Below are 21,828 nucleotides of genomic sequence, written 5' to 3'. Positions count from 1 at the left end.
CGCTAGGCCTTCTTCGCGCACTCCGCGCAGGTGCCGAAGATCTCCAGCGTGTGCGCGATGTCGCTGAACCCGTGCTCGGCGGCGACCGAGTTGGCCCAGCGCTCCACCGCGGGGCCCTCCACCTCGACGGTCGCGCCGCAGTGCCGGCAGACCAGGTGGTGGTGGTGCCCGCTGCTGCACCGGCGGTAGACGGCCTCGCCGTCGGAGGTGCGCAGCACGTCCACCTCGCCGGCGTCGGCGAGTGACTGGAGCGTTCGGTAGACCGTGGTCAAGCCGACGGAGTCCCCGCGGTGCTTGAGCAGGTCGTGGAGCTCCTGCGCGCTGCGGAAGTCCGCGATCTCGTCCAGGGCCGCCGAGACGGCGGCACGCTGCCGGGTCGATCGGGCGCGCGGCGACGGGCCTGCGGTGGTCACCGTGGGTCCTCCTGGGGTCGTGGGCGTCTCGCACCTCATTGTGCCAGCCCCGCCCGCCCCTCCGAGGTGGTCGTACCGGAGGAAGTCTTTTCCGCGATTTGGTCGGGGATTTGGACGTCGCAGACCTTCGGTCCCTGATCGGCGTCGCCGCCCCGGCGGTGGCGGCGCCGGGCGAGCGGCGCGGCGATCACGCTGAACACCGCGAAGACCGCGATGGCGAGCAGCACGATGGCCGGGCCGGACGGCACGTTGAGGTGGTAGGAGCCGGTGACGCCGGCCAGCGAGACCACCACGCCGAGCGCGATGGCGGCGGCCTGGGTGGCGGCGAAGGAGCGGGTGAGCTGCTGGGCGGCGACCACCGGGACCACCATCAGGGCGCTGACCAGCAGCAGCCCGACCACCCGCATGGCGACCGTGACGGTGACCGCGGCCATCACCGCGAGCAGCAGGTTGAGGGTGCGCACCGGTACGCCGGTGACCCGGGCGAAGTCCTCGTCCTGGCAGATCGCGAAGAGCTGGCGGCGCAGGCCGACGGTGACCGCGACGACCACCGCGCCGAGCGCCGCGATCGCGGCGAGGTCCTCGGGGGCGACGGTGAGGATCGAACCCCACAGGTAGCTCTCCAGCGAGCCGGCCCCGGCCTGGGCGGAGAGCGAGACGAGCAGCTTGCCGCAGGCCATGCCGCCGTAGAAGAGCATCGCGAGGGCGATGTCGCCGCGCTGGTTGCCGCGCGAGCGGACCAGCTCCATGGTGACCGCGCCGAGCACGCAGACCAGCACGGCCATCCAGACCGGGCTGGTCTGGAAGATGAAGCCGAGGCCGACGCCGGTCATCGCGACGTGGCCCATGCCGTCGCCCATCAGGGCCTGGCGGCGCTGCACCAGGTAGATGCCGACGGCGGGGGCGGTGATCCCGACCAGCACGGCGGCGAGCAGGGCGCGCTGCATGAAGTCGTAGGAGAGCATCTCGGTCATGCGAGCAGCCTCGGCGGGGTGAGGTCGGCGTGCGGGTGGACGTGGTCGTGGCCGGGCAGCGCGTGCAGGCCGGTGTTGGGCACGGGCGGGCCGTCGTGGGCGACGCAGCCGTCCCGCAGCACCACGGCGCGGTCGATCAGCGGCTCCAGCGGCCCGAGTTCGTGCAGGACCAGGAGGACGGAGGCGCCGCGGCCGACCTCGGCGCGCAGGGTGTCGGCGAGCACCTGCTGGCTGGCGGCGTCCACGCCGGCCATCGGCTCGTCCATGATCAGCAGGTCGGGGGTGGCGACCAGGGCGCGGGCGATCAGTACCCGCTGCTGCTGGCCCCCGGACAGGTCGGCCACGCCGTCCCCGGCCCGGTCCAGCATGCCGACGGCGGCCAGCGCGCGGTCCACCGCCTCGCGGTCCTTGCGGCGGAAGGGCAGTAGCCCGTGCTGCGCCAGCCGTCCGGTGGAGACCACCTCGCGCACCGTCGCCGGGACGCCGGAGGCGGCGGTGGTGCGCTGGGGGACGTACCCGATCCGGTGCCAGGCGCGGAAGGAGCCGTACGGGTTGCCGAACAGCTCCAGGGTGCCCTGCTCCAGCGGCACCGAGCCGATCACGGCCTTGACGGTGGTCGACTTGCCGGAGCCGTTGGCGCCGAGCAGGGCGACGACCTCGCCGGGTTCCACGGTGAGGTCGACGCCGCGCAGCACCGGCCGGCCGCCGCGCGAGGCGACGGCGTCACGGAGGCGGACGGCCGGGGGTATCGGGTGGGTCATGGTGCTGCGTCCTGTCAGCTGGTGGCGTTCGCGTTGAGGGCGGCCTGGAGGTTGGCCAGGTTCTGCTTCATGACGGAGAGGTAGTCGTCCTTGGAGGGGTCCTTGACGCCCTCCAGCGGGTCCAGGACGGCGGTCTTGAGGCCGAGGTCCTTGGCGACGGTGTCGGCGAGCTTGGGGCTGACCAGGGTCTCGAAGAAGATCGTGGTGACGCCGTTGTCCTTGGCGGCCTTCTGCACCTCGGCGAGACGGGCCGGGGTGGGATCGGACTCCGGGTCGACGCCGTTGATGGCGACCTGGGTGAGGCCGTAGTGGTCGGCGAGGTAGCCGAAGGCGGCGTGGCTGGTGACGAAGGTCTTGGTCTTGGTGTCCTTCAGCCCGTTGCGGAAGTCCTGGTCCAGGGCGGTGAGCTCGGTGACCAGCTCGTCGGTGTTCTTCTTGTAGTCGTCGGCGTGCGCCGGGTCGGCCTTGGCGAACCCGTCGCCGACGCTCTTGGCGATCGCGGCGTAGCGGGACGGGTCGAGCCAGATGTGCGGGTCGCCGGCCGGGCCCTCGTGCTTGTGGCCGTCGGCTTCCTCGGTGTCCCCGTCGAGGTGGTGGTCGACCAGCGGGCTGGCGGCGGTGGCGTCGATCTTGTGCTTGCTGCCGGACTGGTCGACGGCCTGGTCGACGGTGGGCTGCAGGCCCTTGAGGTAGACGATCGCGTCGGCCTTCTGGACGCCGGCGACCTGCTTGGCGGTGAGCTCCAGGTCGTGCGGCTCGACGCCGGGGGCGGTGAGGTCGGTGACCGAGACGTGGTCCCTGCCGATCTGCTGGGCCAGGAACTCCATCGGGTAGAAGGACGCGACGACGTTCAGCTTGCCGTCCGTGCCCTTGGCGCTGCTGCTGCCGCCGCAGGCCGTGAGGGCCAGGGAAGCGGTGAGGGCGGTGGCGGCCAGGGCTATGGAGGTGCGGGCAGGTCGTCCGATCATCATGACAATCATTCTCATCTCAAGTGGAAATGATTGTCAACTCACTCGGATGGGTGAACGGCAGGTGGCGATGGGTGGGGGAGGGCGGACGATACCGATTTGAACCCCGTACCCATCCGGCCGGTAACCTGAGGTATTCGGGTACGCGCAACCAGCCGTGCCCTGACCGTGCCGTACGTACTGAAGAGAGCACTGTGGCCGCCGACAAGATCGACACGATCGTCAGCCTGAGCAAGCGCCGTGGCTTCGTCTACCCCTGCAGCGAGATCTACGGCGGCACGCGTGCCGCCTGGGACTACGGACCGCTGGGTGTCGAGCTCAAGGAGAACATCAAGCGCCAGTGGTGGCGTGCGATGGTCCAGGCCCGTGAGGACGTCGTCGGACTCGACTCGTCGGTCATCCTGGCCCGCGAGGTCTGGGAGGCCTCCGGCCACGTCGCCACCTTCAACGACCCGCTGACCGAGTGCATGTCCTGCCACAAGCGCCACCGGGCCGACCACCTGGAGGAGAAGTACGAGGCCAAGCACGGCTTCCCGCCGCCGAACGGCCTCAAGGACGTCAACTGCCCCGACTGCGGCACCAAGGGCCAGTTCACCGAGCCCAAGGACTTCTCGGGCATGCTGAAGACCCACCTCGGCGTCACCGAGGAGGCGGCCGGCCTGGCGTACCTGCGCCCGGAGACCGCCCAGGGCATCTTCACCAACTTCAAGGCCGTCCAGACCACCGCGCGCAGGAAGCCGCCGTTCGGCATCGCCCAGACCGGCAAGAGCTTCCGGAACGAGATCACCCCCGGCAACTTCATCTTCCGCACCCGCGAGTTCGAGCAGATGGAGATGGAGTTCTTCGTCAAGCCGGGCGAGGACGAGCAGTGGCACGAGTACTGGCTCCAGCAGCGTTGGGACTGGTACGTCGACCTCGGCCTGCGCACCGAGAACATGCGCTTCTTCGAGCACCCGAAGGAGAAGCTGTCCCACTACGCCAAGCGCACGGTGGACATCGAGTACCGCTTCAACTTCGGCGGCTCCGAGTTCTCCGAGCTGGAGGGCGTCGCCAACCGCACCGACTACGACCTGCGGGTGCACAGCGAGGCGTCCGGTCAGGACCTGAAGTACTTCGACCAGGAGTCCGGCGAGAAGTACTTCCCGTACGTCATCGAGCCGGCGGCCGGCCTCAACCGCGCCATGCTGGCCTTCCTGCTCGACGCCTACTTCGAGGACGAGGCGCCCAACGCCAAGGGCGTCATGGAGAAGCGCGTCGGCATGCGGCTCGACCCGCGCCTGGCCCCGGTCAAGGTCGCCGTCCTGCCGCTGTCCCGCAACGCCGACCTCTCCCCGAAGGCCCGCGGCCTGGCCGCCGACCTGCGCACCGCCTGGAACGTCGAGTTCGACGACGCCGGCGCGATCGGCAAGCGCTACCGCCGCCAGGACGAGATCGGCACGCCGTTCTGCGTGACGGTCGACTTCGACACCCTTGAGGACAACGCGGTGACCGTCCGCGACCGCGACAGCATGTCGCAGGAGCGCGTGTCGCTCGACCAGGTGAAGGCGTACCTGGGCGCGCGCCTCATCGGCTGCTAGGTCGGTTCCTCCGGCTCCGGGAGCCCCCGTCCGCCCTGATCGCAGGGGCGGCGGGGGCTCCTTGCCGTTGCGGCGCCCGTCGGCCGGGAGGCTCCCCTTATCGCCGGCCCCAGCGGGAGCGCGGGGCGGCGGGCGGGGCGGTCGGCAGGCCGGCGATGCGGAGGGCGGCGAGGGTGGTGCGGTGGCGGGGCTCGTCGGCGAGGAGGGCCGCCAGTAACTGGCCGTAGAGTTCCGGGGTGCCGTCCAGGGCGGCGGCCAGGCGGACCAGTTCGACGGGTGGCCGCAGGGCGGCCAGCTCGTTCAGCAGGAGGGTGACGAGCGCGGGCGGGAGCTCGGCGGCGAGGTCGGCGAGGTCGGCGGTGGGGCGGCCGGCGGCCTGGCGGAGCAGGGTGCGGACGTCGGCGGGGCGGCCGTGCTGCTGGAGGCAGGCGGCGAGGGAGGTCAGCTCGGGCGTCGGGGCGGAGCCCCACTCCCAGAGCAGGGTCGCGCCGTCGGCGTGCTGGCCGGCCCGCTCCAGGGCCCCGAGGAGATCGGGGATCGCGGCCGCCGGGTAGGCCCAGAAGGCGTGGAACAGCTCCGCCGCCTCCTCCGCCAGCCCCAGTTCGCGCAGCTCGGCCAGCACCGCGACGGCGTGGTCGGGGGCGCCCCGGGCGGCCGTCCGGGCGAGGTGGAGTGAGACGCCGGTCGGGCCGCGCCGGGAGAGCATGCCGACCAGGAGGGCGGCGTCGGCGGGGGCGAGGAGGGCGGCGGCCTGGTCCAGCAGCTCTTCGGCCTCGGGGAGGGCGCCGGTGCGGTGGAGGGTGGTGATCCGCTCGGTGAGGCCGCCGAGGTCGGGCCGGCTGGGGGGTGGCGGTGGGGTCTGCCTCGGCTGGGGTTCCGGCTCCCCGTGGGGATGCTGCCGGTGTCTGAGCTTGATCTCCAACTCCTCTAGCTGGTCGCTCAGTTGGAGGCAGCGGGCGCCCAGGCCCGCGCGGAGGGTGCGGGCCTGGGCGAGCTGTCGCAGCAGGTCCCCGTCCGGGCGGTGGCGGCCCGGGGTCGCGCGTATCGCCTCGTTCAACCGCCGTTCGCGTTGACTCGCGTAGCGGCTCGCGCGGAGTAACTCGTCCAGTTCCGCCCGGAGTTCGGCGGCATGGTGCTCGCCCTCCGGCTGCTGGCCTGTGGATTGTGCCGTCGGCCGCATGCGCATGATCGCCCCAACCTGTCCATCCAGACCCTGACTGTGGGACATCCTGGCGTCGTTATGTGGCTGGGGAGTTAAGAGCGCACGACCAGTCGTGTGCGAGTGGTGTCAAGGAGCGCGCAGAGGGCGGCCGTTGCGAGAAGTGCGCCGGTCGCGCTCCGCAGGAGGGTCGCCTCGTAGTACGGGCCGGGGGCGATCCGCGCCACGGCGTAGCCGACGACCGCACCCGCCAGGGCCGCCGGGAGCAGCCGCGGGGTGTCGCGCCGAACCGCCGCCCCGAGCACGACCAGGCCTGCGACACCGGCGAGTCGGGGCGTGCCGAAGGTGCCGGCGTAGCGGATCGCCAGGGCCGGGACGAGGAAGAGCGCGAGCGCCCGTCCGATCGTCCCGGTGAGCGCGGCGACCCGGGGGCCGGTCGGCGACGGTACCCGGCGCTCGACGAGTCGGGTGGCCGCGAGAACGGTCAACGCCGCTACGGCGGACGGCAGATGCCCGCCGATCCGGGCCAGGTCGTAGAGCAGCACGGTGTCGTACAGCACCAGCATCAACTGCCCGTACGCCCACAGGTCGAGCGCGAACAGCAGCGGGCTGCGCGGGGGCCGGTGCTCGGCGGGTTCGCGCCTCGCCAGCGAGGAGATCAGCACCGGTGTGACGGCTCCGGAGAGCACCCGTAGGAGGATGTCGTCCACCGTGTACGGATTCCGCAGGTCCCACTCCACCGCGCAGAACGCCACCGTGTACGAGGCGGCCGCGAGTGGGATCAGCGGCGAGCGGGCCACCCGGACGTACAGCCGCCGGTCCAGCCGCCGCAGTACGGCGACGAACGTCAGCAGCACGAGCGGGAGTTCGAGGAAGGCCTGCACCCGGAGCACGGACGGAGCCAGCAGCTCCGGTGCCGGGAAGTGCGCGGCGAGGCGGTCCAGGCGCGGTACGTCGAACCACCCGGGCGGCAGGTAGCGGGTGATGAACGCGGTGCTCCCGCCCTTCACCCGCTGGACGTAGACCGCGACGAGCGCCTGGTTCAGGAAGATGAGTGCCACGACGAGCGCGAGCGCCCCCTCCGGCCCGAAGCGCCCTTCGCGTCCGGGGCGTGGCTCCCGGCGCAGCGCGCCGGGCGCCAGTAGCAGGGCGGCGACGGTCGAGACCACCACCGTCCCGTCCAGCAGGGGGATGACCGGCCTCACTGCGCCAGCCGAGTCCGAGCCTCCATCAGCGCGAAGCCGAGCAGGTTCAACCCCCGCCACTCCAGCGGGCGTTCGGCGCGGATGTCGTCCGAGGCGAGCCCGATGCCCCAGACCCGGTCCAGCGGGCTGGCCTCCACCAGCACCCGGCCGCCCGTGCCCAGCAGGTACTCGCGCAGTGCCTCGTCCTGGCCGAACTTGGCGACATTGCCCTCGACGACCAGCTCGAACCGGCCGGCCGTCCAGGTCTGCTCGTCGAAGTCCTCGACCAGCCGGCCGAGCTTCTTGGCCTCGGCGGGCGTACGGGCCTCCAGGACGCGCTGCTCGATGGCCTCGTCCCCGAACATCCGGGCCTTGCCGGCCATCATCCAGTGTTCGGCGGACGCGTACGTCACCCCGTCGACGGTGAACCGCCCGGGCCACCACTGGCTCAGGCACTCCTGCCGGATTCCGCCGCCCTTGCGCGGGGTGTGGCCCCAGAACATCACCCACTTCGGCCGGGCCCCGGTGGCCATCAGGGCGGCCAGGTCCTCGCGGTTGCGGACGTCGGCAAGGTCCCCCACATGCTGCTCGCTCATATCGTCATTCTGACACAAAGCCCCTGGGGTGGCCCACCGGGTTTCTGGAACGGGTCGTCGATGGGCTGGTGCGATGATCGGACGGACGGAATGATCGGCGGCGTGAGGGGTGCGATGGAGGGCCGGTTCACCGACCCCGGGGTCCAGGTGTACGACCTCGCCGAGGAGGTGCTGGTCCGCTGCCCGCGCTGCGGTGGCTGCGCCGTCGTGCTGGCACGGCTGGGCGGCGTGAGCGAGCAGCGCACGCACGCCGGGTGGGTGCGCTCTCGTCGGCGGTTGCGGTGCGGCGGCTGCGGGCACGCCCGGGACGAGTTCCAGGGCGGCCGGGGCTACGGCGCGCCCGTCGACCCGTACTTCGGGCTATCGCTGTGGCTGGTCGCCGACTGCTGCGGCGGGCGGCGGCTGTGGGCGTACAACCACGCCCACCTCGATCTGCTGGAGGGCTACATCGCGGCCGGGCTGCGCGAGCGGGACACCACGCGGGGCCTTCCGACGAGCCTGTTGGAGAAGCTGCCGGCCTGGGTGAAGTCCGCGAAGCACCGGACGGAGCTGCTGCGGGCGATCCGCCGGCTGCGGGCCTCGGTTCCCCGGCGGCGGAGCCGGATCCGACACCGAACAGAGGAGAGACCGTGATGGCGGACCAGCACTACCGGGTACGGGCGATCGGCCGGGTGGAGTCGCCGCTGACGGACCGGGCGGGCGCCCCCAAACAGGGGGACGAGGGCGGGCCGGACGCCTGGCTGGTGTTCGGCCCCTCGGTCGAGCGGGGGCTGCGGGACCTGGCGGCCGGGCAGGAGGTGTTGCTGCTGACCTGGCTCGACCGGGCCGACCGTGAGGTGCTCGCCGTCCACCCGCGCGGCGACCGCGCCCGGCCGGAGACCGGCGTCTTCGCCACCCGCTCGCCCGACCGCCCCAACCCGATCGGCCTGCACCGGGTCACCGTCCTCGCCGTGGACGGCCCGCGGATCCGGGTCAGTGGCCTGGAGGCCATCGACGGCACGCCGATCCTGGACGTGAAGCCCGTCCTGCCCCGGAGCGGCGAGCGTTAGTGATCCGCATCGCGGTGCAGTGCAGCTCGCCGGCGATGGCGGCCAGCTCCTGTCGCATCGTCACCACCGCGAGATCCGGTCGAGTGACCGAGCCGTCGACGGTCGGAGTGCCCACGTCATAGGTAACACCCTTGATCTTCACGTCCACTTTCTACCGGACCGCGATCGTTTTCGGGCGGGGTGCCGGTGGTCGTGGTCAAGGGCCGGACCGCGGCGCCCGGGTCGTCGAGCCGGGCGCCGGGATGCCGGCCTTCAGTCGGTGAGGGTTCCGTTCTCGGCGGCGGCGACCAACTCCAGGAAGCGCAGGCCGAGTTCGGTGACCTCCTCGGCCGTCCAGTCCTGCGCCGGGCCGTCGAGGCTCACCTCGGCCATGGCGAGGCCGGGGGCGGCGTCGGTCCACTCTGGGACGAACCAGATCCTCTCTCCCTCGGCGAGGGCGAGGACGGCCTTGTTCAGGGCCTGCGCGGAGTGCGGCAGCCAGAGCTGGAACTCGTGGGTGGGTGGCACCTCCGGGTGGAGGCGGGCGCCGGGGAGGGCGGCCAGGGCCGGGATGAGGGTCCTGGCGTGGGCGAGGTGACCGGGCAGCCGGGGGAGCACGGTGTCCAGGCCGGAGAGTGCGGCGAGGGCGGCGGGCCACTGCTGGTAGAGCTGGCCGCCGTAGCGGTGGCGCCAGGTGCGGGCGTAGGCGGTGAACGCCTTGTCCCCGGCGAGAGCGGCGCCGCTGATGCCGCCCAAGTCCTTGTAGAAGGACACGTAGACGGTGTCTGCGAGGGCGGCGATCTCGTCGAGCCGCTTGCCGAAGTGGGCGGTGGTGTTCCAGAGCCGGGCGCCGTCGAAGTGCACCCGGGCGCCGGTTTCGCGGGCGGCTGCGGTGAGTTCGGCCAGTTCCTCCCAGGTGGGGAGGAGGAAGCCGGGGTCGCGCAGCGGGAGTTCGACCACCAGGGTGCCGAAGGGCTCACCGAGGGCACGGAGCTCCTCGGGGGTCGGCTGGCGCTGCTCGGTGGTGGGCCAGAGGCCGCGCAGACCGGTGAGCTGGGTGTGGGCGTGGCGCTCGTGCCGCTCGATGTGGCTGAGCGGGTGAAGGGCGACAGCCCGGTTGTTGGTCTGCTCCGCGTGGTAGCGGAGGGCCACCTGCTGGGCCATGGTGCCGGTGGGGAAGAAGACCGCGTCCTCCTTGCCGAGAAGCGCGGCGGTGCGTTCTTCGAGTTCCCCGACGGGGCCGCCGTTGCCGTAGACGTCGGGGTAGAGGTCCGGGTCGACTGCGGCGGCGAGGGTGGTGAGGCGCTCGTGGACGGTGGCCGGGCGGGCTCCGGAGAAGAAGCGCTCGCTGGCTCGCCGGGCCGCGCGGAGGCGATCCCGGTCGATCTGTGCATCGGTCATCCGGCGATTGTCGGACTCGGCCTGGAAGTCGGACCAACGGATTTTAGAAGCGGCGGACAGGTTCCACCCGACAGATGACACTCCGGAAAGGGCGTTCCCAGGGAATTCCCAGGAGGAGGCAACCGAACGGCAGTTCTCGGAAGTCTCCCCTGTGACCGGGTATGCGGGCCCGGCTGGCACAGAAACCGGCTCCGAGCGCAATGAATCTGACGGGCACTCCCTTCCTCATCCTCACGATAGTTCTGTTCGTGGCCTCCATCGGGTTGGCCATGGCGCAGTGGCTGGGCGGAGGCACCTTCTTCGGGCGGTCGCGGACCGCGGAACAGCGGCGCACGCCGCTGCGCGCGCTCTCGTACCTCGGCACGGTGCTGCTCTGCCAGTTCACCGCCGTGGCCATGGTCTTCGTGATCGTCAACAACGAGAACCAGCTCTACGACAACTGGGGCGACCTGCTGGGCACCTCCAGCCACGTCCGGGCCGTGCCCGTACCTCCGAAGGACGAGGGCCTGGCCGGGGACCAGGCCGCCGCCACGGGCCCCTCCGGCAGCCCCGCGCCCAAGGTGCCGCAGGCCTTCCACGCGCCCGACTCGGACGCCGTGCCCAGGAATGTGAAGCAGGCCGACCTCAAGGGTCGGTTCTCCGGCGTCGACGGCGAGGTCCTGGTGTGGACTCCGCCGCAGTACGACGATCCCGCCTACAAGGACAAGACCTTCCCGGTGGTCGAACTGCTCGCCGGGTTCCCCGGATCCTCCAGCGCCTGGTTCGGCCAGACCATGGACGTGACCGGGCAGCTCGAACCGCTGATGAAGTCCGGGCAGGTCACGCCGTTCATCCTGGTCTCGCCGCGCGTCACCCTCCTCGGCAACACCGACACCGGGTGCGCCGACGTGCCGGGCAAGGTCAACGCCGAGACCTGGCTCTCGCGGGACGTCCCGCAGATGATCGTGGACAACTTCCGGGCGGACGCCACCCCGGACCGCTGGGCCCTGTCCGGCTACTCGGCCGGCGCCCACTGCGCCCTGCGCCTCGCGCTCGCCCACCCGAACCGTTACCGCGCCGCGATCAGCATGTCCGGCTACAACAACCCGGCCGGCGAACCGAGTTCGTTGACCGCCAAGGACCCGAAGCTGCGCGAGACCTCCAACCCGCTCTACATCCTCACCCACGCCCCGACGCCGCCGAACGTCGCGCTCTACGTGACCGGCAAGCGGGGCGACGGGCTGGAGGACGCGACCGCCCTCCAGCAGGCGGCGAAGAGCCCGACCACCGTCACGCCGTTCGAGACCACCGGTGCGCACCTGACGTCGACCTGGAAGCCGCTGGTCGTCCCGACCTTCAAGTGGCTGACCGGGATCATCCCGCCCCGCTGACCCCGGCGCCCCACCTCGCGGCCGTCCTCATTCGGCTCCGCAGGCGGCCGAGGGGATCGGCCCAGGCCGAAGGCTCCTCGGGGATGTCGTAGGCGCGGAAGAGGGAGAGGTCCGGCGCCTGCCTCCGGATCGCCGTCCACCGCTCCTGGAACTCGTGCCGGAGCTGCGACGGTGGCCACGGGGCGGGCCTCAACTCCGGTGGCAGCAGCGGGTCGTCCTCCATCGCCTGGCTGAAGGCCTCGGCCAGGCTCAGCGCGGTGGCGACGAGTTCGACGGAACTGCCGTCAGTTCCGAGCGATTCGTCGTCGAGCGCGGCGGTGAGCGGCTGGTAGGCCTCGATCGTCTCGGCTGCGGGCCAGAGCCGCTCCGCGATGGAGACCGCATCGGTGAACCCCGGGCCGGTCAGCCGGGTGGCCTCCGCCGCGATCAGGTACGAACCGACCGTCGTCTCCGAGGTCTCACCGACCAGCTCCTCCAGCAGGTCGTGCGGGCTGACATACGCACCGGGCGCGAGCGCGACGGCGCCCAATCGGGTCAACGCCGTACGGAGGGCGTCGCGTTCCGGTCGGCGCTGCTCGGGGACGGAGAAGGTGTAGAGCCGCCAGAGCCCGTCCCAGGGGGCGAGGCCGGCGTCCTGCGCATAGGCGAGCGCGATGAACCGGACGTCCGTGTCGGCCCGGAGTCTGCCCGCATCGGTCAGCAGCAGGCGGCCCTTCCGGCCCCGCCCCTCCTGCCGCAGGACGCCCGCCGCCTCCAGCCTGCGGATCGCGAGCCGTACCGGCTGGTCCGACAGTCCGGCTGCGGCGGCGACGTCGTAGACGTAGTCGAGGGAGGCGGTGCCCTGCGGATCGAAGCAGGCCTCGACGACCGTCCGCGGCGCGGCTTTGTATTCGGACAACGGGAGACCTCGGTTCTCGATCACGCACGCCCGGGTGCGGCGCAGGCGCCTTCCCAAGGGTAGCCGTGGCGGCGGAAGGCCTCGGCGATGACGGCCTTCCCGCCTTCGACGTCGTCGTCGAACAGCACACGGCCGACCGGCGATTCGATCCGCACCTTGCCGCCCTTGCGGAACACGCCGCCGACCTGGTCACGCGCGATGACACGGATGTCGTCGCCTTCGATGACGGTGATGCTCTCGTCCGTGATCCGCAGCGTGGCGCTGTGGTACGTGAGGAAGAGCCCGATCACCAGGCCGATGACGGCCAGCACCGCAGGTCGGCCGATCACCATGGCCGGGGAGTCGAAGGACCCGAGGAACTTCACGGTGTCGGCGTACGGGACCGGGTGCTCGGCGGCGAACTGCAGCAGCCAGGGGACGGCGAAGCCGAGGCCGGCGCCGGCCGCACCGCAGAAGGCCCAGATGACCACTTTGGTGTCGAGGGGCATACGCGGCTCGGTCGCGGCGACCCGGGCATCGCTTTCTCTCTCCATGGATGCGACCGTAGTAGATTCGATAGTTTTCATGGATTCTGTGACGCAGGTCACCGAAAAAGGGTGACAGGCCGTTGTCGCGAACGGTCGCGATGATCGACTCATGACGATCACAGACGAGGACTGCCTCGCCGAGACCCTGGCCTTCAACGAGCAGTTCGAGGCCGCCGCCGCCCTCCGTCCCCCGCGCGGACAGGCGCCCGACGCGGCCCTGATAGCGCACCTGCGACGCAACCGGCTCGGCGGCGACACGCCCCCGGTGCGACTGCCCCAGGGCCAGGACCGCGTCCTCCCGTCCGGGGTGAAGGTCCGGGTGTTCCGGCCGGAGCACGTCGACGGCGTGTACCTGCACATCCACGGCGGCGGCTGGACGTTCGGCTCGGCCGACGGGCAGGACGAGACGCTCTGGAGCCTGGCCGTCGAAGCCCGACTGGCCGTGGTGACCGTGGACTACCGCCTGGCCCCGGAGCACCCCTTCCCCGCCGGGCCCGACGACTGCGAGGCCGTCGCCCGCTGGCTGGTGGAACATGCCGAGGCCGAGTTCGGCACCCGGCGGCTGCTGATCGGCGGCGAGTCGGCGGGCGCCCACCTGAGCGTCCTGACCCTGCTGCGACTGCGCGACCGGCACGGCATCACCGGCGCGTTCCGGGCGGCCCACCTGGCCTTCGGCCCGTACGACCTGTCGATGACGCCGAGCCAGCGGCTGTTCGGCTCCCGGCAGCTGCTGAGCAACTCCGACGCGCTGCAGGGGAGTTACGGGCTCTTCACGCCGGGCATGAGCCCGGAGGAGCGCCGCGACCCGGAGATCTCGCCGCTGTACGCCGACCTGGCCGGACTGCCGCCCGCCCGCATCGTCGTCGGCACCGAGGACCCGCTGCTGGACGACTCCCTCTTCCTGGCCCAGCGCTGGCAGGCGGCCGGGGCGCCCGTCCAACTCGGCGTCGTCGCCGGGGCGATGCACGGCTTCACCCTGTTCCCGCTGACCGTCACCGCGCGGGAACAGTGGCGGCAGCGGGACTTCCTGGCCGGCGCGTAGCGGTAGCGTCGGCCGCATGAACCGCACCCCTCGGCTCTACGCACTGGTGGAAGAGTTGCGCGCGGCGGCGCCGCGATCGTTGACGGTCGGCGCGCTCGCCGCGCGGTTCGAGGTGAGCGCGCGTACCGTCCAGCGCGACCTCCAGGCGCTGATGGAGTCGGGCGTTCCGGTGCGCGCCACCACCGGGCGGGGCGGGGGCTGGTCGATCGACCCGGCGATGACCCTCCCGCCGATCCGCTTCACCCCCGACGAGGCCTCGGCCCTGGTCGCCGCGCTCGCCGCCGCCGACGCCTCGGCCCCGTACGCCGGTGCGGCCCGGACGGCCGCGCAGAAGATCGCCGCCTCGATGAGCGGCCCCGCCGCGACGGCGGCCCAAGGGCTCGCCGCCCGGATCGTCGCGCTGCCGACGCGGACCGCGGAATCGGTCCGCACCGCGGTGGAGCAGGCCCTCACCGACGGCACGGTGCTGCGGTTGTCCTACGCCGACGCGGCCGGGCGGGAGAGCGACCGCGCCGTGGAACCGGCCGGACTGCTCACCGCCGACGGCAAGTGGTACCTCATCGCCTGGTGCCGCACCCGCCGGGCCGGCCGGGGCTTCCGGCTGGACCGCATCACCGCGGCGACCCCGACCGGCGAGCCTGCGCCGCCCCACGACCTGGCCGCCCTGCTGCACGGATCGGCCGCCGCCGGCGCGGTACGGCCCACCGCGCTCGCCTCGCTCACGCCCGGAGGACGCAGGTGATCCGGCCGTCAGGAGCAGTACGTGTGCAGGTCGTCGGTGATCAGCCCGTTGCCGTGGGGCACATGGAGGCGCCGGAGCAGGCGGCGTGCATCCGGGCGGCCTGGGCGGTGCGCGGCTGCTCGACCAGTGGTCCCTCCGCCTCGATGTGATGAAGTAGCTTGAGGGGTATGGCAGATGAGGGTGTGGAAACCGTCCCCGCGGCTGCTCCTCCTGCCCCCTGCCGGAGAGCCGTGCCCGCCCTGATGTTCTCGCAGGGCGTCAGCGTGGCCGGTACGCAGGTCACGGCGCTGGCTCTGCCGACGCTGGCGATCCTCCTCCTGGACGCCGGGCCGCTGGCCGCCTCCCTGCTCTTCGCCCTGGAGTACGGGGTGCAGGGCCTGACCGGGCCGTTCTCCGGGGTGCTGGTCGACCGGGTCGCCTCCCGTCGGCGGCTGCTGGTCACCGTGGACGTCATCCAGCTCCTGCTGATCGCCACCGTGCCGCTGGCGCACGCCGCCGGCGCGCTGACCTTGGTCCACCTCTACGGGGTGGCGGCTGTCTCCGGTGCGCTCGGCGGGCTCTCCGCCATCGCGGTGCCGACCGCGGTGTCCGACTTCGTGCCCAAGGACGGCCTGGTCGCCGCCAACGCCAAGCTGGCCGGGGCCCGTTCGGTCGGCCAGATCGCCGGGCCCGGGCTGGCCGCCGGGCTGGTCCAGGCCGTCGGGGCGGCCACCGCGATGGTCGCGGACGCGGTCAGCTACGGGCTGTCCGCCCTGGCCCTGAGCCTGCCCAGGCTCCAACGGGATGCCGCACCGGAGGCCGTGGCCGGGCGGCCGGGGATCGCCGAGTCCCTGCGGGAGGGCCTCGGGGTGCTCCGCGACCAGCCGGTCCTGGCCCGGCTCGCGGTGGCCGCCGCCGCCCTCAACTTCGGCGGGGCCGGGCTGGGCGGCCTCTTCGCCTACTTCGCCTACCAGGTCGCCGACCTGGGCCCCGGTGAGGTCGGCCTGACCACGGCCGCCTTCAGCGTGGCGGCCGTGTCCGCCGTCCTCACCGCCAAGAAGGTCATCGCCCGCGTCGGCCTGACCAGGGTGATCCCGGTCTTCGGCCCGCTCGCCGCGGCTGCTCTGTTCCTGATCCCGGCGGCCTCGCTGGGCTTCGCCTTGCCGGTGCTGATCACCTACCAGCTGGTGTTCGGCTTCTGCGCGACCGTCTGGGCGGTCAGCTCGGTGACCCTGCAGCAGCTGCTCTCCCCGCCGGAGCAACTCGGCCGGGTGCTCGGGCTTTCGCGCTCGATGGGCCAGCTCGTCATCCCGGTCGGCGCACTGCTGGGCGGCACCCTGGCCGGGGTGGTCGGCACCGTCGGCGCTCTGACCGTCTTCGCCGCGATCGCCCTGACCGGCACCCTCGTGGTCGTGACGACCCGCCCCCGGACCGTGCTGCCCGAGGCGATCCGGACCTGATCGCGCACAGGGGTCAACCTCGTTAGCACCCAAGGGGTTTCGCGGCCCGCCGGGTCGAGCACACCCGCTGGAGGACACCACAGTCCGAGCGAGGCCGAGGTGAAGGAGCGCCCATGAGCAGCCCCACCCGTCGCGAGGTCCTGCGCTGGGGGGCCGCCGCCCTCCCGGCCGTCGGCGGGCTGCTCATGCCCGCAACAGCCATGGCCGCCATCCCTGTTGACCCCTCCGCCTGGATGGGCGCGCTGGCCGACGCCACCCCGCTGACCGCCCTGACCATCCCGGGCACCCACGACTCCTGTTGCACCGACCCCTGGCACGGCACCGAGTGGTCGCACACCCAGAACTGGGGCCTGCCCGAACAACTCCGGCGCGGCATCCGCTTCCTGGACATCCGCTGCAACGGCCTGGCCGGCACCGCCGACGAACTCGGCATCTACCACAGCGACGCCTACCAGTACCTGCGCCTCCAGGACGTCCTCGACCAGTGCCGCGCCTTCCTCGCCACCCGCCCCGGCGAGGCCGTCGTCATGCGGATCAGGAACGAGTACGCGGGCGGGAACCGGCTCGAAGCCCCCGAGTTCCAGCGCCGGATCAACCACTACCTGGACGGCCTCGGCTACCGCCCGCTGTTCTGGACCAACCCCTGGTGGCCCACCCTTGGCCAGGCCCGCGGCCGCATCGTCCTCGCCGCCGACTTCGCCAACCCCTGGTCGGTCATCCAGTGGTCCAGCGGAACCAACCCCTGGTTCGCCACCCAGGACACCTTCCAGGGCATCAGCCTCGCCGCCAAGTCCCAAGCCGTCATCGACTGGTTCGACCGCGCCTACAACGACCAGGGTTCCCCGCGGATGTACGTCGACTTCACCAGCTACGCCAACGGCGGCTGGCCCAAGGTCAACGCCGACGCCATCCTCCCGCCCGTACGCGACTACCTCGACGCCCGCCGCCGGCAGCCCGCCCACTTCGGCATCGTCCCGATGGACTTCCCGGACTTCCACACCGACGTGCTGCAACTGCTCATCGACAGGAACTTCATCTCCCACTGACCGCCCGGGCGGTAGCCTCCGGCCATGGCCGCATCCGCTCCGCTGCCCCTGCCCACCCGCTACGACGGCGATCCCGACCGGGTCGCGCTCGTCATCCCCGGCACCGGCTACTCGCCCGCCCGACCACTGCTGCACTTCGCCCGCGCCGTCCTGCTCCGGCACGGCTGGACGGTCCAGGAACTGTGGTGGCAACTCCCCGACGGATTCGCCGACTCGGCGATGGACGAGCGGATCGCCTGGGTGGAGCGGAAGGTCGCCGAGGCCGTCGACGCCGAGCGCGGCGCCTGCCGGCTGCTGGTCGGCAAGTCCCTCGGCTCCTTCGCCGGCGGCCTCGCCGCCGACCACGGGCTCGCGGCGGCCTGGTTGACGCCCATCCTCACCCTCGACCACGTGGTCCGCGCGCTCGGACGGGCCCAGGCGCCGACCCTGCTGGTCGGCGGGAGCGCCGACCGGCAGTGGGACCGCCGGATCGCCGACTCGACCGGACACGAGGTGCTGGAACTGTCGGGCGCCGACCACGGCTTGGAATTCGACGGCGACCCGCTCGGCTCGGTCGACATCCTGCGGCAGGTCGTCGAGCGACTGGACCGGTTCGTCGGCTCGCTCGCCGCCCGCTGACCCTCAGGCCTCCCGGGGAGCCCGGCGGCAAGAACGGCGAGAGCAGGGACGACGGCCGGTTCGTGATGTCGTACGCGGCGTACGCACCTTTCCCGTTGGACCGGCACCCGGAGGCCGTCCGCAAGGTCCGGGCGGAGCTGGAGAAGCAGGGCTTCGAGATCGCCGGGTATCGGGAGAAGCTGGACGACGGCAGCATCGACGCCGTGCTCGACGCCTACCAGCGGTCGAGCCACTATCTTGCGACGGTGGAGACCATGAAGTCGGGGGATCTCATGTTCGCGGTCACCACCCCTTGCCTGATGCCCCCGAGCACGCCGTCAGGCTGACCTGGCGGCCGGGGTGCCCGCCCAGGAGCCCCTCCCGGCGCAGCCCAGCCACCTATGGCGTGTCAGACACGCCATGACGCCGGCCGGGGGCCTCGGGTACGCGACGACTGCTGGAGGGCTCGACGCCCTCGGTCGGTGGCAGCACACAGAACGGCCTCGCGATCGGTGGACTACCGATCGCGAGGCCGTGAGCCGTCGCCCGGGGCCCCGCGGGGCCCGCCGGGCTCAGCCGATGGTGCGGGGCAGGCGGGTGGTCAGGTACAGGATGGTGAAGGACCCCAGCAGCTGGATGCCCAGGCACAGGGCGAGCGCCCGGTCCATGCCGAGGGTGGGGGAGAGGGACAGGTAGAGGGTGCCGAGGGTGGCGACGCCGAGGGCGAGGCTGGACTGCTGGCTGGTGGCGAGGACGCCGCTACCGACGCCGGCCCGGGCGGCGGGCACCTTGGAGAGGACGACCCGGAACAGCGGGGTGCCGATCAGGCCCTGCCCGATGCCCGCGAGGGCGACGCCGGGGGCCATCCTCAGCGGTGAGAAGTGCGACCAGTCGGCGAGGATGGTCAGCGCGAGGGTGGCGAGGCCGGCGGCCTGGACGACGGCGCCGGCGCTGAGCACCCGGCTGCCCCAGCGGCCGATCAGGCGCGGGCCGGCCAGCGAGGCGGAGAAGTAGCCGACGGCCATCGGGACGAGCGCCCAGCCGGCCGCGATCACACCGAGGTGGAGGCCCTGCTGGATGGCGACGGCGATGTTGAACATGAAGCCGCCGAAGCCCGCGAAGTAGGGGAGCGCGATGCCGAGGCCGTGCCGCATCTCGGGGATGCGCAGCAGGCTCGGCGGCACCAGCGGGGTGGCCCCGCGCTGTTCGGCCCGGCGCTCGACCAGGGCGAAGGTGACGGCCAGCACCGGGAACAGGGCGAGCATCAGCCAGGACCAGAGCGGCCAGCCGGCCGCGCGGCCCTCCATCAGCGGGATGAGCAGGGCCAGCAGGGTGGCGGTGAGCAGGACGGTGCCGGGCACGTCGACCCGGGCGGCCTGGATGGCCTTGCTCTCCGGCACGTACCGGACGGCCAGCACCACGGCGAGCAGGGCGAACGGCACGTTCAGCAGGAAGACCGAGCGCCAGCCGGTGCCGAACAGGTCGGCGGCGACCAGCATCCCGCCGAGCACCTGGCCGATCACCACGGAGATCCCGCCGACCGCGCCGTAGACGCTGAGCGCGCGGCCACGCCGGGCGCCGTCGGTGGCGGCGGTGATGGTGCCGAGCACCTGGGGGATCAGCAGCGCGGACGAGGCGCCCTGGGCGGCCCGGGCGGCGACCAGCGACCACGCGTCGGGCGCGAGGCCGCAGGCCAGCGAGGTGAGCGCGAAGGCGGCGGCGCCGGCGACGAAGAGCCGGCGGCGGCCGAAGATGTCGCCGAGCCGCCCGCCGAGGACGAGCAGGACGGCGAAGGCGATGCCGTAGCCGGCCGCGACCAGCTCCAGGACGGCGGGTCCGGCGGCCAGGTCCTTGTCGATGGTGGGCAGGGCGACGTTGACGATGAAGAAGTCGAGCATCGGCAGGAAGGCCCCGAGCAGGACGGTGACCAGCCCGGCGGTGCCGAGGGAGAGGGTGCGGGGAGCGGCTGCGGTGGTGCTCCGGGTCGGTGCCGGGGCGACGGCGAGTCGTTGAGTCACGGGTCATACGATCCGCCTCGCCGTACCCTGGTACCAGAGTGTAGTTATCCAGGTATGAGAAGTACCTGGCAACAGGCTGCGGACTGCCGCATGCTGGGACCATGAGCCTGATGACCCCGGTTGCGCAAGCCCGTCCCGGCTCGGCCGCGCCGCACCGCAGCAACTCCGACGACGCCCGCCGACACGACCTGGCGGCATTCCTGCGCAGCCGCCGGGAGCGCATCGCGCCCGAGCAGGTGGGCCTGCCGATGACCGGCCGCCGCCGCACTCCGGGGCTGCGCCGCGAGGAGGTCGCGCAGCTCGCCGCCGTGGGGGTGACCTGGTACACGTGGCTGGAGCAGGGCCGGGACATCCAGGTGTCCACCCAGGTGCTGGACGCGGTGGCCCGGGCGCTGCTGCTGGACCCGAGCGAGCGGGCGCACCTGTTCACCCTGGCCGGCGCGGAGGACCCTGCGCCGATCCAGGACTGCCCCTCGGTGACCCCGGGCGTTCGGCTGGTGCTGGACCAGCTGGCGCCGTACCCGGCCGTGGTGCTCAACGCCCGCTACGACGTGCTGGCGTACAACGCGCAGTACACCGGCTTCGTCGGCACGTTGGACGAGCTGCCGCCCGAGGACCGCAACGTGATGTGGCTGGCGTTCACCGACTCGCACTTCCGTGACGTGCTGATCGACTACCGGACCGAGCGCCTCGGCATGGTGGCCCGGTTCCGCGCCGCGATGGCCGACCACACCGCCGAACCGGCCTGGAAGGCGCTGCTGGCCCGGGTGCGCAAGGCGTCGCCGGACTTCGAGGAGGAGTGGCAGCGGCACGAGGTGATGCGGCCGAGCAACGGGATCAAATGCTTCCAGGTGCCGGGCGTGGGCCTGCTGCGCTGCGAGTACACCAACTTCTGGCTCAGCCCCCGGCTCGGGACCCGCATCGTCAGCTACACCCCGCTGGACGAGGAGACCCGGGCGCTGATGGACAAGCTGCCGACGAGCCTCTAGACCGCCAGACCGCCAGACCGCCAGACCGCCAGACCGCCAGACCTCTGGGCCGTCGCCCGCTAGCCGCGTATCGCCTCCCGCCCGAGCAGCAGACACACCACCGCCAGCGGCAGTTCGACGCAGAACGCCATCACCAGCGCGGCCAGCACCGCGTGCCCCGGCCCGGCGAAGGCGATGTCGACCAGCGCGTCCCCGGCGAGCAGCAGGGCCACCGCCGCGCCCGCCCACAGCGCGGCGGCGCTGCGCTGGAGCAGCAGCGCGTCCAGCGAGAGCAGGCCGGCGAACTCCAGCAGGTCGAGCACCACCCACGGGGTCTCGTGGTTGACGGCCAGGACCATCAGCCAGGGCAGCAGCGCCACGGCCGCCATCCGCGGCAGCCGCCGGAAGCGCTCCGGCAGCACGTACGCCGGAGCACCGGAGACGACCGCGATGCTCATGCCGCACCCCCGACCGGAACGACCTGACGCTCCCGCACCCGCTGCAGCGGCAGCCGCTCGACCGGCCCGCCCGCCGGGTGCTCGACCAGCACCGCGTCGAACGGCCCCTCGGCCCAGGCGAGCCAGAAGCTCCCGGCCACCGTGACCACCTCGGCCGCCGCAGCCGCGCGGACCGTACGGAACAGCCGCCGCCCGCCGGTGAACACCACCGACGGCGTCGCGCCGTCCGCCGGCAGCCGACCCCAGGCGAGCACGTGCGAGCGGTTCCCGGCGGCCGGGCTGCGCCGGGCACCGCGCACCAGCTGCGGCGTGAGCCGGGCGGCGACCAGGACGTCGGCCAACTCGCCGTGCTGGTACAGCTCCAGCGCGGCCCGGCCGCGGCCGGATCCGACGCTGCGGACGGACCAGGGCCCGGCCCCGGCCGGCAGCGCCCCTTCCGGCCCCGACGCCGGGTGGAGCGCGCCCCCGGGAACACCCCCGTGGTTCCCGGGGACGGGCCGCCCGTGCGGCGGGGTGGCGGAGTGCGATGCGGTGCTCGTCATGCCTCCAAGCCTTTCGTGCGCAGGGGCCTCCTGTCGGTGGTGCCCCACACCGAATCGGGGGTGTAGCTAGCTACACCCCCATTGGGCACCCCCCTTCATGGCAGTCCTTGATCACCGGGC

Annotated in this window: 24 protein-coding genes; 11 read left to right on the top strand and 13 right to left on the bottom strand. The window is 72.4% G+C overall.

Annotation, left to right across the window (positions count from 1 at the left end; all coding sequences use genetic code 11):
* Nucleotides 1-2 precede the first annotated feature (2 nt).
* Genes ACH4E7_RS19980 through ACH4E7_RS19965 form a run of 4 tightly spaced genes read right to left on the bottom strand, consistent with a single transcriptional unit; the run spans nt 3 to nt 3,128 of the window.
* Nucleotides 3-413: a Fur family transcriptional regulator gene (locus ACH4E7_RS19980; protein WP_396250344.1), complete on the bottom strand. Its 411-nt coding sequence runs from the start codon at nt 411-413 to the stop codon at nt 3-5.
* Between the two features lie 35 nt (nt 414-448).
* The gene (locus ACH4E7_RS19975) at nt 449-1,387 is read right to left on the bottom strand and encodes a metal ABC transporter permease (protein WP_396250343.1); all 939 of its coding nucleotides are present in this window, start codon (nt 1,385-1,387) and stop codon (nt 449-451) included.
* Nucleotides 1,384-2,148: a metal ABC transporter ATP-binding protein gene (locus ACH4E7_RS19970; RefSeq protein ID WP_396250342.1), complete on the bottom strand. Its 765-nt coding sequence runs from the start codon at nt 2,146-2,148 to the stop codon at nt 1,384-1,386. The genes ACH4E7_RS19975 and ACH4E7_RS19970 overlap by 4 nt, the downstream gene beginning before the upstream one ends.
* A gap of 14 nt (nt 2,149-2,162) precedes the next feature.
* Entirely contained in the window at nt 2,163-3,128 is a 966-nt protein-coding gene (locus tag ACH4E7_RS19965) for a metal ABC transporter substrate-binding protein (protein WP_396250451.1), read from the bottom strand.
* Between the two features lie 182 nt (nt 3,129-3,310).
* Between ACH4E7_RS19965 and ACH4E7_RS19960 the strand changes: the two genes are divergently transcribed.
* On the top strand, nt 3,311-4,693 hold the full coding sequence (locus ACH4E7_RS19960; RefSeq protein WP_396250341.1) for a glycine--tRNA ligase: 1,383 nt from the start codon (nt 3,311-3,313) through the stop codon (nt 4,691-4,693).
* A gap of 97 nt (nt 4,694-4,790) precedes the next feature.
* On the opposite strand, the gene ACH4E7_RS19955 is transcribed toward ACH4E7_RS19960, so the two are convergent.
* The 3 genes from ACH4E7_RS19955 to ACH4E7_RS19945 form a co-directional block, all read right to left on the bottom strand.
* Entirely contained in the window at nt 4,791-5,879 is a 1,089-nt protein-coding gene (locus tag ACH4E7_RS19955) for a hypothetical protein (protein ID WP_396250340.1), read from the bottom strand.
* Between the two features lie 68 nt (nt 5,880-5,947).
* Nucleotides 5,948-7,057, bottom strand: a complete 1,110-nt coding sequence (locus tag ACH4E7_RS19950) for a hypothetical protein (protein ID WP_396250339.1) — start codon at nt 7,055-7,057, stop codon at nt 5,948-5,950.
* Nucleotides 7,054-7,632, bottom strand: a complete 579-nt coding sequence (locus ACH4E7_RS19945; protein ID WP_396250338.1) for an NADAR family protein — start codon at nt 7,630-7,632, stop codon at nt 7,054-7,056. The genes ACH4E7_RS19950 and ACH4E7_RS19945 overlap by 4 nt, the downstream gene beginning before the upstream one ends.
* A 102-nt stretch (nt 7,633-7,734) precedes the next feature.
* Here ACH4E7_RS19945 and ACH4E7_RS19940 point away from each other — a divergent pair, with 102 nt between their 5' ends.
* Together ACH4E7_RS19940 and tsaA are read left to right on the top strand one after the other, a co-directional pair.
* Nucleotides 7,735-8,265, top strand: coding sequence for a hypothetical protein (locus ACH4E7_RS19940; protein WP_396250337.1), 531 nt, complete (start codon nt 7,735-7,737; stop codon nt 8,263-8,265).
* Nucleotides 8,265-8,681, top strand: coding sequence for a tRNA (N6-threonylcarbamoyladenosine(37)-N6)-methyltransferase TrmO (gene tsaA / locus ACH4E7_RS19935; protein WP_396250336.1), 417 nt, complete (start codon nt 8,265-8,267; stop codon nt 8,679-8,681). Before ACH4E7_RS19940 ends, tsaA begins: the two co-directional genes overlap by 1 nt.
* Before the next feature lie 252 nt (nt 8,682-8,933).
* Here tsaA and ACH4E7_RS19930 read toward each other — a convergent pair whose 3' ends face one another.
* Nucleotides 8,934-10,061 carry a threonine aldolase family protein gene (locus ACH4E7_RS19930; protein ID WP_396250335.1) on the bottom strand — a complete coding sequence of 376 codons (1,128 nt, stop codon included), beginning with the start codon at nt 10,059-10,061 and terminating at the stop codon, nt 8,934-8,936.
* 248 nt (nt 10,062-10,309) lie between these two features.
* Between ACH4E7_RS19930 and ACH4E7_RS19925 the strand changes: the two genes are divergently transcribed.
* The gene (locus tag ACH4E7_RS19925; protein WP_396250334.1) at nt 10,310-11,431 is read left to right on the top strand and encodes an alpha/beta hydrolase; all 1,122 of its coding nucleotides are present in this window, start codon (nt 10,310-10,312) and stop codon (nt 11,429-11,431) included.
* Here the strand turns inward: ACH4E7_RS19925 and ACH4E7_RS19920 are convergent.
* A complete protein-coding gene (locus ACH4E7_RS19920; protein ID WP_396250333.1) occupies nt 11,415-12,329 on the bottom strand; it encodes a transcriptional regulator in 915 nt (304 codons plus the stop codon). The two genes, ACH4E7_RS19925 and ACH4E7_RS19920, sit on opposite strands and share 17 nt — an antisense overlap.
* Before the next feature lie 20 nt (nt 12,330-12,349).
* Nucleotides 12,350-12,862, bottom strand: a complete 513-nt coding sequence (locus ACH4E7_RS19915; protein WP_396250332.1) for a hypothetical protein — start codon at nt 12,860-12,862, stop codon at nt 12,350-12,352.
* A gap of 103 nt (nt 12,863-12,965) precedes the next feature.
* Between ACH4E7_RS19915 and ACH4E7_RS19910 the strand changes: the two genes are divergently transcribed.
* The 6 genes from ACH4E7_RS19910 to ACH4E7_RS19885 all read left to right on the top strand — a co-directional run bounded on the left by ACH4E7_RS19910 (nt 12,966) and on the right by ACH4E7_RS19885 (nt 18,069).
* Entirely contained in the window at nt 12,966-13,898 is a 933-nt protein-coding gene (locus ACH4E7_RS19910) for an alpha/beta hydrolase (protein ID WP_396250331.1), read from the top strand.
* A gap of 16 nt (nt 13,899-13,914) precedes the next feature.
* Nucleotides 13,915-14,640 (top strand): helix-turn-helix transcriptional regulator, encoded by a 726-nt coding sequence (locus ACH4E7_RS19905; RefSeq protein WP_396250330.1) that lies wholly within the window; start codon nt 13,915-13,917, stop codon nt 14,638-14,640.
* Nucleotides 14,641-14,870: 230 nt separating this feature from the next.
* Nucleotides 14,871-16,079 carry an MFS transporter gene (locus ACH4E7_RS19900; RefSeq protein ID WP_396250329.1) on the top strand — a complete coding sequence of 403 codons (1,209 nt, stop codon included), beginning with the start codon at nt 14,871-14,873 and terminating at the stop codon, nt 16,077-16,079.
* 113 nt (nt 16,080-16,192) lie between these two features.
* On the top strand, nt 16,193-17,125 hold the full coding sequence (locus ACH4E7_RS19895) for a phosphatidylinositol-specific phospholipase C (RefSeq protein WP_396250328.1): 933 nt from the start codon (nt 16,193-16,195) through the stop codon (nt 17,123-17,125).
* Nucleotides 17,126-17,149: 24 nt separating this feature from the next.
* Entirely contained in the window at nt 17,150-17,743 is a 594-nt protein-coding gene (locus ACH4E7_RS19890) for an alpha/beta hydrolase (protein ID WP_396250327.1), read from the top strand.
* Between the two features lie 62 nt (nt 17,744-17,805).
* Nucleotides 17,806-18,069, top strand: coding sequence for a hypothetical protein (locus ACH4E7_RS19885; protein ID WP_396250326.1), 264 nt, complete (start codon nt 17,806-17,808; stop codon nt 18,067-18,069).
* 225 nt (nt 18,070-18,294) lie between these two features.
* Here the strand turns inward: ACH4E7_RS19885 and ACH4E7_RS19880 are convergent, their stop codons facing one another.
* Nucleotides 18,295-19,740 carry an MFS transporter gene (locus ACH4E7_RS19880; protein ID WP_396250325.1) on the bottom strand — a complete coding sequence of 482 codons (1,446 nt, stop codon included), beginning with the start codon at nt 19,738-19,740 and terminating at the stop codon, nt 18,295-18,297.
* A gap of 110 nt (nt 19,741-19,850) precedes the next feature.
* Here ACH4E7_RS19880 and ACH4E7_RS19875 point away from each other — a divergent pair, with 110 nt between their 5' ends.
* Entirely contained in the window at nt 19,851-20,729 is an 879-nt protein-coding gene (locus ACH4E7_RS19875) for a helix-turn-helix transcriptional regulator (RefSeq protein WP_396250450.1), read from the top strand.
* Between the two features lie 59 nt (nt 20,730-20,788).
* On the opposite strand, the gene ACH4E7_RS19870 is transcribed toward ACH4E7_RS19875, so the two are convergent.
* Together ACH4E7_RS19870 and ACH4E7_RS19865 are read right to left on the bottom strand one after the other, a co-directional pair.
* Complete coding sequence (locus ACH4E7_RS19870) at nt 20,789-21,166, bottom strand: hypothetical protein (RefSeq protein ID WP_396250324.1); 378 nt, start codon at nt 21,164-21,166, stop codon at nt 20,789-20,791.
* The gene (locus tag ACH4E7_RS19865) at nt 21,163-21,708 is read right to left on the bottom strand and encodes a hypothetical protein (RefSeq protein ID WP_396250323.1); all 546 of its coding nucleotides are present in this window, start codon (nt 21,706-21,708) and stop codon (nt 21,163-21,165) included. Before ACH4E7_RS19865 ends, ACH4E7_RS19870 begins: the two co-directional genes overlap by 4 nt.
* Nucleotides 21,709-21,828 lie beyond the last annotated feature (120 nt).

Source organism: Kitasatospora sp. NPDC018058, from assembly GCF_044327205.1.
Lineage (GTDB): Bacteria > Actinomycetota > Actinomycetes > Streptomycetales > Streptomycetaceae > Kitasatospora.
This window is presented reverse-complemented; position numbering and strand designations above follow the sequence as displayed.

Excerpts from the sequence above, each read along its gene's own strand:
- ACH4E7_RS19975 (WP_396250343.1), bottom strand. The coding sequence starts at position 1,387 with ATGACCGAGATGCTCTCCTACGACTTCATGCAGCGCGCCCTGCTCGCC.
- ACH4E7_RS19970 (WP_396250342.1), bottom strand. The coding sequence starts at position 2,148 with ATGACCCACCCGATACCCCCGGCCGTCCGCCTCCGTGACGCCGTCGCC.
- ACH4E7_RS19965 (WP_396250451.1), bottom strand. The coding sequence starts at position 3,128 with ATGATTGTCATGATGATCGGACGACCTGCCCGCACCTCCATAGCCCTG.
- ACH4E7_RS19955 (WP_396250340.1), bottom strand. The coding sequence starts at position 5,879 with ATGCGCATGCGGCCGACGGCACAATCCACAGGCCAGCAGCCGGAGGGC.
- ACH4E7_RS19945 (WP_396250338.1), bottom strand. The coding sequence starts at position 7,632 with ATGAGCGAGCAGCATGTGGGGGACCTTGCCGACGTCCGCAACCGCGAG.
- tsaA (WP_396250336.1), top strand. The coding sequence starts at position 8,265 with ATGGCGGACCAGCACTACCGGGTACGGGCGATCGGCCGGGTGGAGTCG.
- ACH4E7_RS19930 (WP_396250335.1), bottom strand. The coding sequence starts at position 10,061 with ATGACCGATGCACAGATCGACCGGGATCGCCTCCGCGCGGCCCGGCGA.
- ACH4E7_RS19915 (WP_396250332.1), bottom strand. The coding sequence starts at position 12,862 with ATGGAGAGAGAAAGCGATGCCCGGGTCGCCGCGACCGAGCCGCGTATG.
- ACH4E7_RS19910 (WP_396250331.1), top strand. The coding sequence starts at position 12,966 with ATGACGATCACAGACGAGGACTGCCTCGCCGAGACCCTGGCCTTCAAC.
- ACH4E7_RS19905 (WP_396250330.1), top strand. The coding sequence starts at position 13,915 with ATGAACCGCACCCCTCGGCTCTACGCACTGGTGGAAGAGTTGCGCGCG.
- ACH4E7_RS19895 (WP_396250328.1), top strand. The coding sequence starts at position 16,193 with ATGAGCAGCCCCACCCGTCGCGAGGTCCTGCGCTGGGGGGCCGCCGCC.
- ACH4E7_RS19890 (WP_396250327.1), top strand. The coding sequence starts at position 17,150 with ATGGCCGCATCCGCTCCGCTGCCCCTGCCCACCCGCTACGACGGCGAT.
- ACH4E7_RS19875 (WP_396250450.1), top strand. The coding sequence starts at position 19,851 with ATGACCCCGGTTGCGCAAGCCCGTCCCGGCTCGGCCGCGCCGCACCGC.
- ACH4E7_RS19870 (WP_396250324.1), bottom strand. The coding sequence starts at position 21,166 with ATGAGCATCGCGGTCGTCTCCGGTGCTCCGGCGTACGTGCTGCCGGAG.
- ACH4E7_RS19865 (WP_396250323.1), bottom strand. The coding sequence starts at position 21,708 with ATGACGAGCACCGCATCGCACTCCGCCACCCCGCCGCACGGGCGGCCC.